Genomic DNA, 6,418 nt, shown 5'->3' with positions numbered 1-6,418 from the left:
GGGGGTGTCGGCTAGGGTGTCGGTGGAGGGGCGGGCGTAGAGGGCGGCTAGCAGGCGGAGGTAGTAAAAGCAGGCTACTCCGGAGTTGGCCAGGCCGACGATCGCTAGCCAGGTGTAGCCTCCGTGGACCGCTGCGGAGAAGACGTAAAACTTGCCGAAGAAGCCTCCGGTGAAGGGGATGCCGATCAGCGAGAGGAGGAAGAAGGCGAAGATCGCGGAGAGGACGGGGCGCTTGAGGGCGAGGCCGGTGAAGTCGTCGAGGGTGCGGAGTTTTTCGTCGAAGCCGGAGAGTTGGGTGAGGACGATGAAGGCTCCGACGTTTGTGGCGGCGTAGGCGGCGGTGTAGAAGCAGGCGGCGGAGACGGCTTCGTGCTGCGCGGAGGTAAAGGCGACGAGGAGGTAGCCGGCGTGGGCGATGGAGGAGTAGGCGAGGAGGCGCTTCACGTCGGACTGCAGGAGGGCGCCGAGGTTGCCGATGGTCATCGTGGCTACGGCGAGGATGGCGATCATGAGCACCCAGTGGTCGCGGTACATGGGGGTGGCGCTGAAGAGGAAGCGGAGGAGGACGGCGAAGGCGGCGGCCTTGGGGGCTGTCGACATGAGGGCGACTACGGGGGAGGGGGCGCCCTGGTAGACGTCGGGGGTCCAGACGTGGAAGGGGGCAGCGGAGACTTTGAAGCCGAGGCCGATGAGGACCATCGCTACAGCTAGCCAGCCTAAGAGCGGGGTCTTGGTGATGGCGAGGCCGGCGGCGATGGCGGCGATGCTGGTCGAGCCGGTGGCTCCGAAGCAGAGCGCGATGCCGTAGAGGAAGAAGGCCGTTGCGAAGCTGCCGAGGAGGAAGTATTTGATGGCGGCTTCCGAGGCGGTGGCGCGGCCTTTGCGGAAGCCGGCGAGGATGTAGGTGGAGATAGAGGAGATTTCGAGGCCGATGAAGACCATGAGGAGCTCGACGGAGCTGGTCATGAACATCATGCCGGTGGCGCCGAAGCAGACCAGGGCGAAGTACTCGCCGGCGTGGGTGATGGGGTCTTCGAAGTAGTCGAGTGACGCTAGCAGGGTGACGAGGACGATGCTGGCGATGAGGAGGTGGAAGAAGACGGAGAAGGCGCTGACCTGGATGGTGCCGGAGAAGGCGGTGGGGCTACCGCTGACGGGGATTGAGGAGAGGATGCCAGTGGCGGGGCGGAGGGTGTCGACTACGTGGAGTTGGTAGAGGGCGGCGAGGCCGGAGGCGGTGATGCCGAAGATGGCGAGCCAGCCGAGAGGCTTGCGGGTGCGGCCGGGGGTGATTAGGGGCTCGGCGAGCATGACGAGGACGCCGGTGAGGGCGAGGATTAGTTCGGGAAGGAGGGCGAGGAGGTTAGTGGACATTAGCGGGCCTCCTTAGGGGTTGATACAACGAATCTGACTTCAACGCGGCAGTGGCCGGGGTGGTCGAGGCACCAGCGGCTGTATTCCTGGTCATTGAAGCTGTATTCGCCGTTGGCGGTGTTCTTGTAGAGGCCGTGGCCAACCTCGACGAGCTTGCCTGCAGTGGAGGCGCCGTAGATGTCGATGGCTCGCATCCAGAAGGGGGAGGCGACGCCCATGGCGAGGAAGAGGGCGGCGAAGGGCCAGAGTTCGAGATGCTCGCGGGCGGTGAGGTCCCAGCCGGGGACTTCGTCGGGGCGTACGCCGATCTTGCCGTAGAAGACTCGCTGGATCATCCAGAGGAGATAGGAGGCTCCGAAGATTACGCCGGTGGCGGCGATGACGGTCCAGAGGATGTGGTGCGTGGCGATGGATTGCATGGAGCCGGAGAGAATGAGGAATTCGCCGACAAAGCCGTTGAGCATGGGAAGTCCGGCGGCGGCGAGGACGGTGATGACGAACATCGTGACCATCCACGGGTGACGTGTGGCGAGGCCGCCGTAGTCGCGCATGTCGTAGGTGCCGTAGCGCTCGTAGAGCAGGCCGAGAAGGACGAAGAGGGCCGCGCCGATGAGGCTTTCGTTGAGGATCTGGAAGACGCCGCCGTCGAGGCCGATGACTGTGAAGGTGAAGATGCCGAGGATCACGAAGGAGACGTGCGCGAGGGTGGAGAAGGCGGCTAGCTTCTTGAGGTCGGTCTTGATGAGCGCGATGAGTGAGCCGTAGACGATGCCGATGGCGCCTAAGGCGATGAGGACCGGGGCTACATGGCGGGACTGCTCGGGGAAGATGCCGAAGCTGAAGCGAAGGATGGAGTAGAGGCCGAGCTTGCCGGCGAGGACCATGACGGCGGCGGTGGGGGCTTCGGCGACTGCGTCCTGTAGCCAGCCGTGGAGGGGGAAGACCGGGACTTTGACGGCGAACGCTACGAGGAAGGCGATGGAGCAGAGTAGTAGCGCGGTGGGCGTTGCTGCCAGGTGGTGGGTGAGGGCGAGGTACTGGAGGGTGGGCAGGTCGAAGGTGCCGGTTAGGTTGTAGAGCCAGAGGATGGCGACGAGGAGGATCGCGGAGGGGATGAACGCGTAGAGGAAGAATTTGATCGCGGCACGGCGGCGGTTTTCGGTGCGGCCGAAGGTGGCGATGAGGATCGTGATGGGGACGAGCGAGAGTTCCCAGAAGCCGTAGTAGAGGAAGAGATCGAGGGCGGCGAAGATGCCGAGCATGGCGACCTGCTGGAGGAGGAAGAGGGTGTAGAAGAGCTTCGTTCGCGTGTGGATTGCATTCCAAGACGCGAGCACGCCGATGGGGGCTAAGAAGGCGGCGAGGACGATGAGCCACATGCTGAGGCCGTCGACGCCGAGGTGGTAGCGGATGTTGGGTGACGGGATCCAGGAAAGGTTCTGCTCGAACTGGAAGGTGCGCGGGGCGGCGTGGTAGTTGAAGTGCGAGGGGAGATGAAGCGTGAGGAGGAGAGTCAAGAGGCTGATGAGGAGGGCGCCGATGGCGTGTGTTTTGCTGCCCTCGCGCTCTGGGATGCAGGCGAGCAGGATCGCGCCCGCTAGCGGGGTGGCGATGATGAGCGTCAGGATGATTGGGTCGAAGTTCATTGGGTTCATTGAGTTCTTAGGTGGTTCAGGAAGCGGGTTCCTCGCTACGCTCGGAATGACAGCCAGAAAAGCAAGTGCAACGACAAGGGCAAAAGCTAGTGAAAAGCGAGTTCAACAACAACGGCGAAAGCTAGTGCGGTATTCCGTGGTGACCGAAGAGGACGATGGCGATGACTACGGCGGCGCCGGCGGCTAGCCAGCCGGCGTAGGAGCGAATGTTTCCTGACTGGATGCGGCGGACGAGCCAGCCGCCGCTGCGGGTGGAGGCAGCGAGGCCGGCGGCGGTGCCCTGGACGATGCCGCCGTCGATGAGGCCGTTGAGGATGAGGCGCGAGATGACGAGGATGGGCGTGATGATGAAGCGGCCGTAGATTTCGTCGACCCAGTATTTGTGGTCGAGGAGGGAGTAGAGGCGGCGGTACTTTGCAGCGAGGGCGGCGGCGGTACCGGGCTTGTAGCAATAGAAGTACCAGGCGATGAAGGCACCCGTCAGCGCGACGAGAAGGGAGACGATGGCGTCGACGCGCTCCATGAAGAAGTGCGCGGGATTGGCGGCGATGTCGAGGCCGGCGTTGAAGACGGGGGCTAGGAAGTGATCGAACTCGTTGTGGCCGCCGAGGGCTTCGGGGATGCCGACCCATCCGCCAATGAGCGAGAGGATGGCGAGGATGATGAGGGGGAGGGTCATGACCCAGGGGGACTCGTGGATGCCGTGAGCGAGGGCGTGGCTGGGTTCGGGCTCGGCTTCGAGCGTCAGGGTTGAGGACTTGCTGGCGTGGACGGCGGCTAGATGGCCGGCGTGGAGATCGTAGTCGTGGGTGGGGCCGCGCTCTTCGAAGCGTGCGGCGCCGAAGAAGGTCTTGAACCAGAGGCGGAACATGTAGAAAGAGGTTAGGCCGGCGGTGAGAAGGCCTACGAACCAGAGAAGGAGGTGGAGGGGGCTGCCTGAGGTGGCGGTGTCGTAGAGGATCTCGTCCTTGGAGTAGAAGCCGGCGAAGGGGAAGATGCCGGAGATGGCGAAGACGCCGGCGGACATGGTCCAAAAGGTGATGGGGATGCGCTTGCGGAGGCCGCCCATATTCCGCATGTCTTGTTCGCCGGAGAGGGCATGAATGACGCTGCCGGCGGCGAGGAAGAGCAAACCCTTGAAGAAGGCGTGGGTCATGAGGTGGAAGATGCCGGCCGAGTAGTCTCCGACGCCGCAGGCCAGGAACATGTAGCCAAGCTGCGAGACCGTGGAGTAGGCGAGGACTCGCTTGATGTCGTGCTGGACTAGACCGATGGTAGCGGCGAAGAGGGCGGTCGCTGCGCCGATGCAGGCTACGACGGTGAGGGCTGCGGGGGAGTGGTCGAAGAGGACGTGGCAACGGGCGACCATGTAGATGCCGGCCGTGACCATGGTGGCCGCGTGGATGAGGGCGGAGACGGGAGTGGGGCCCTCCATCGCGTCGGGCAGCCAGATGTAGAGGGGGATCTGCGCGGACTTGCCGGTGGCTCCGAGGACGAGGAGGAGGGCTATGGCCGTGAAGATGCCTCCGCTGAGAGGCGACGCGGCTATTTGCTCGAAGATGGTGCTGAAGTCGAGGGTGCCGTAGTGGGCGACCAGGAGGAACATCGCGAGGAGGAAGCCGAAGTCGCCGACGCGGTTGACGATGAAGGCTTTCTTGCCGGCGTTCGCGGCTGAATCCTTGGTGAAGTAGAAGCCGATGAGCAGGTAGGAGGCGAGACCTACACCCTCCCAGCCGACGAAGAGCAGGAGGAAGCTGGAGGCGAGGACCAGGACCAGCATGAAAAACATGAAGAGGTTGAGGTAGGCGAAGAAGCGCCAGTAGCCTTCTTCGTGCGCCATGTAGCCGACCGAATAGATGTGGATGAGGAAGCCGACGCCGGTGATGATGCCGAGCATGACGAGGGTGAGGTGGTCGACGGTAAAGGCGAAATTGACTTGAAAGCCAGAGACGGCGATCCAGGGGCGGCTCATGACCGAGAGGGCGAGGGGCGCTCCGGCCGACTTCATGAAGATCCAGAGTTGCGCGACGATGAAGGCAGGGGCCGCGGTGAAGAGCAGGGCGATGGTCGCGACGAGGGCGCGGGGCAGCTTGCGGCCGATGGTTCCGTTTAGCAGGAAGCCGGCGAAGGGAAGGATCGGGATGAGCCAGAGCAGTTGAGGGTTCATATGCGAGATTCGTGGTGCGAGGTGCTAAAGGCTAGAAGCAGATTCCCGGAGGGAATGACAGAAAGAAAAACAAGGGCAAGAGCAAGGGCGGAAGCAACAACAAAGGCAAGAGCAACAACAAAAGCAAATATGGGGGTCTTTCGCTTCGCTCAGGATGACGGCGAAAAACTTGCAACGACAAAAGCAAAAGCAACGAGAAAAGCAACAGCGACGACAACGGCAAAAGCAATGGCTAATTCTTCAATAGGTCGATCTGGTCGACGTTGAGGGTCTGGCGAACACGGAAGAGCGCGATGATGATGGCGAGGCCGACGGCAGCTTCTGCAGCGGCGACGACCATGACGAAGAAGACGAAGATCTGGCCGGAGACCTGGTGCCACATGTGGGCGAAGGCGACGAAGGTGAGGTTGACGGCGTTGAGCATGAGCTCGATGGACATGAAGATCGTGATGACGTTGCGCTTGATGAGAAACGCCGCGATGCCGATGCAGAAGAGCACGGCAGCGAGGACGAGGTAATAGGCGATGGGCACCATGCTTAGTGTCTCCCCAGCTTCTTGACGAGGATGACACCTACGACGCCGCAGAGAACAAGCGCCATCCACGCAGTCGAGAGAACATAAAAACCGCCGCAGGGAATGGTCATAGTTAGAGCTCCTTTCGTGCAAGAACGACGGCGCCTAGGATGGCGACGAGGATGAGGATGGAGGTGACTTCGAAGGGCAGAAGCAGAGAGGTGAAGAGAGTGTGCGAGATCTCGGAGATGTTGGAGACGGCGCTCGAGAGATAGCCGCCGAGGGGGGTGGCGCCGAGGTGGCTGCGCTCGGAGAGGAAGACGAAGCTGAGCAGGCAGAAGATGGCGGCGGCGCCAGGGATGCCGGCGATGTATGCGATCTTTGAGCCGTGGGAGCGTTCTTCTTCACCGGCGTTGAGCAGCATGACAACGAAGATGAAGAGCACCATGACCGCGCCGGCGTAGACGATGACCTGGGCGGCGGCGAGGAACTCGGCACCGAGAGACCAGTAGAGGACGGCGAGGGACATCATGACGACGACCAGCGAGAGCGCCGAGTTGATGGGATGGCGCTGGAAGAGGAGGTTGAGAGCTCCTGCGACTGCCAGTAAACCGAAGATGAGGAAGAGTGCGATTTCCATCGGGGACTATCGATTCCAGAGAGTGCGTATGGGCCGTGATGTTTCGTGCTGATTGTAAATGGATTGCA

6 protein-coding genes are annotated in these 6,418 nt (G+C 62.3%); 1 reads left to right on the top strand and 5 read right to left on the bottom strand.

Annotation, left to right across the window (positions count from 1 at the left end; translation table 11 throughout):
• From GSQ80_RS02165 to nuoL, 3 genes are all read right to left on the bottom strand, one after another.
• Window positions 1-1,374: NADH-quinone oxidoreductase subunit N (locus tag GSQ80_RS02165; protein ID WP_158785864.1), on the bottom strand; the 1,374-nt coding region annotated here is incomplete at its 3' end.
• Window positions 1,374-3,029: a NuoM family protein gene (locus tag GSQ80_RS02160; RefSeq protein ID WP_371315673.1), complete on the bottom strand. Its 1,656-nt coding sequence runs from the start codon at window positions 3,027-3,029 to the stop codon at window positions 1,374-1,376. The genes GSQ80_RS02165 and GSQ80_RS02160, both read right to left, overlap by 1 nt.
• 121 nt (window positions 3,030-3,150) lie before the next feature.
• Window positions 3,151-5,196 carry an NADH-quinone oxidoreductase subunit L gene (nuoL, locus tag GSQ80_RS02155; protein WP_158785863.1) on the bottom strand — a complete coding sequence of 682 codons (2,046 nt, stop codon included), beginning with the start codon at window positions 5,194-5,196 and terminating at the stop codon, window positions 3,151-3,153.
• 54 nt (window positions 5,197-5,250) lie between these two features.
• On the opposite strand from nuoL, the gene GSQ80_RS02150 reads away from it, so the two are divergent.
• Window positions 5,251-5,463, top strand: a complete 213-nt coding sequence (locus GSQ80_RS02150; RefSeq protein WP_158785862.1) for a hypothetical protein — start codon at window positions 5,251-5,253, stop codon at window positions 5,461-5,463.
• On the opposite strand, the gene nuoK is transcribed toward GSQ80_RS02150, so the two are convergent.
• Together nuoK and GSQ80_RS02140 are read right to left on the bottom strand one after the other, a co-directional pair.
• Window positions 5,429-5,731: an NADH-quinone oxidoreductase subunit NuoK gene (gene nuoK, locus GSQ80_RS02145; RefSeq protein ID WP_158785861.1), complete on the bottom strand. Its 303-nt coding sequence runs from the start codon at window positions 5,729-5,731 to the stop codon at window positions 5,429-5,431. The two genes, GSQ80_RS02150 and nuoK, sit on opposite strands and share 35 nt — an antisense overlap.
• A 112-nt stretch (window positions 5,732-5,843) precedes the next feature.
• Window positions 5,844-6,350, bottom strand: a complete 507-nt coding sequence (locus GSQ80_RS02140; RefSeq protein WP_158785860.1) for an NADH-quinone oxidoreductase subunit J — start codon at window positions 6,348-6,350, stop codon at window positions 5,844-5,846.
• Window positions 6,351-6,418 lie beyond the last annotated feature (68 nt).

The sequence above is a fragment of the Granulicella sp. L46 genome, assembly GCF_009765785.1.
GTDB lineage: Bacteria > Acidobacteriota > Terriglobia > Terriglobales > Acidobacteriaceae > Granulicella.
This window is presented reverse-complemented; position numbering and strand designations above follow the sequence as displayed.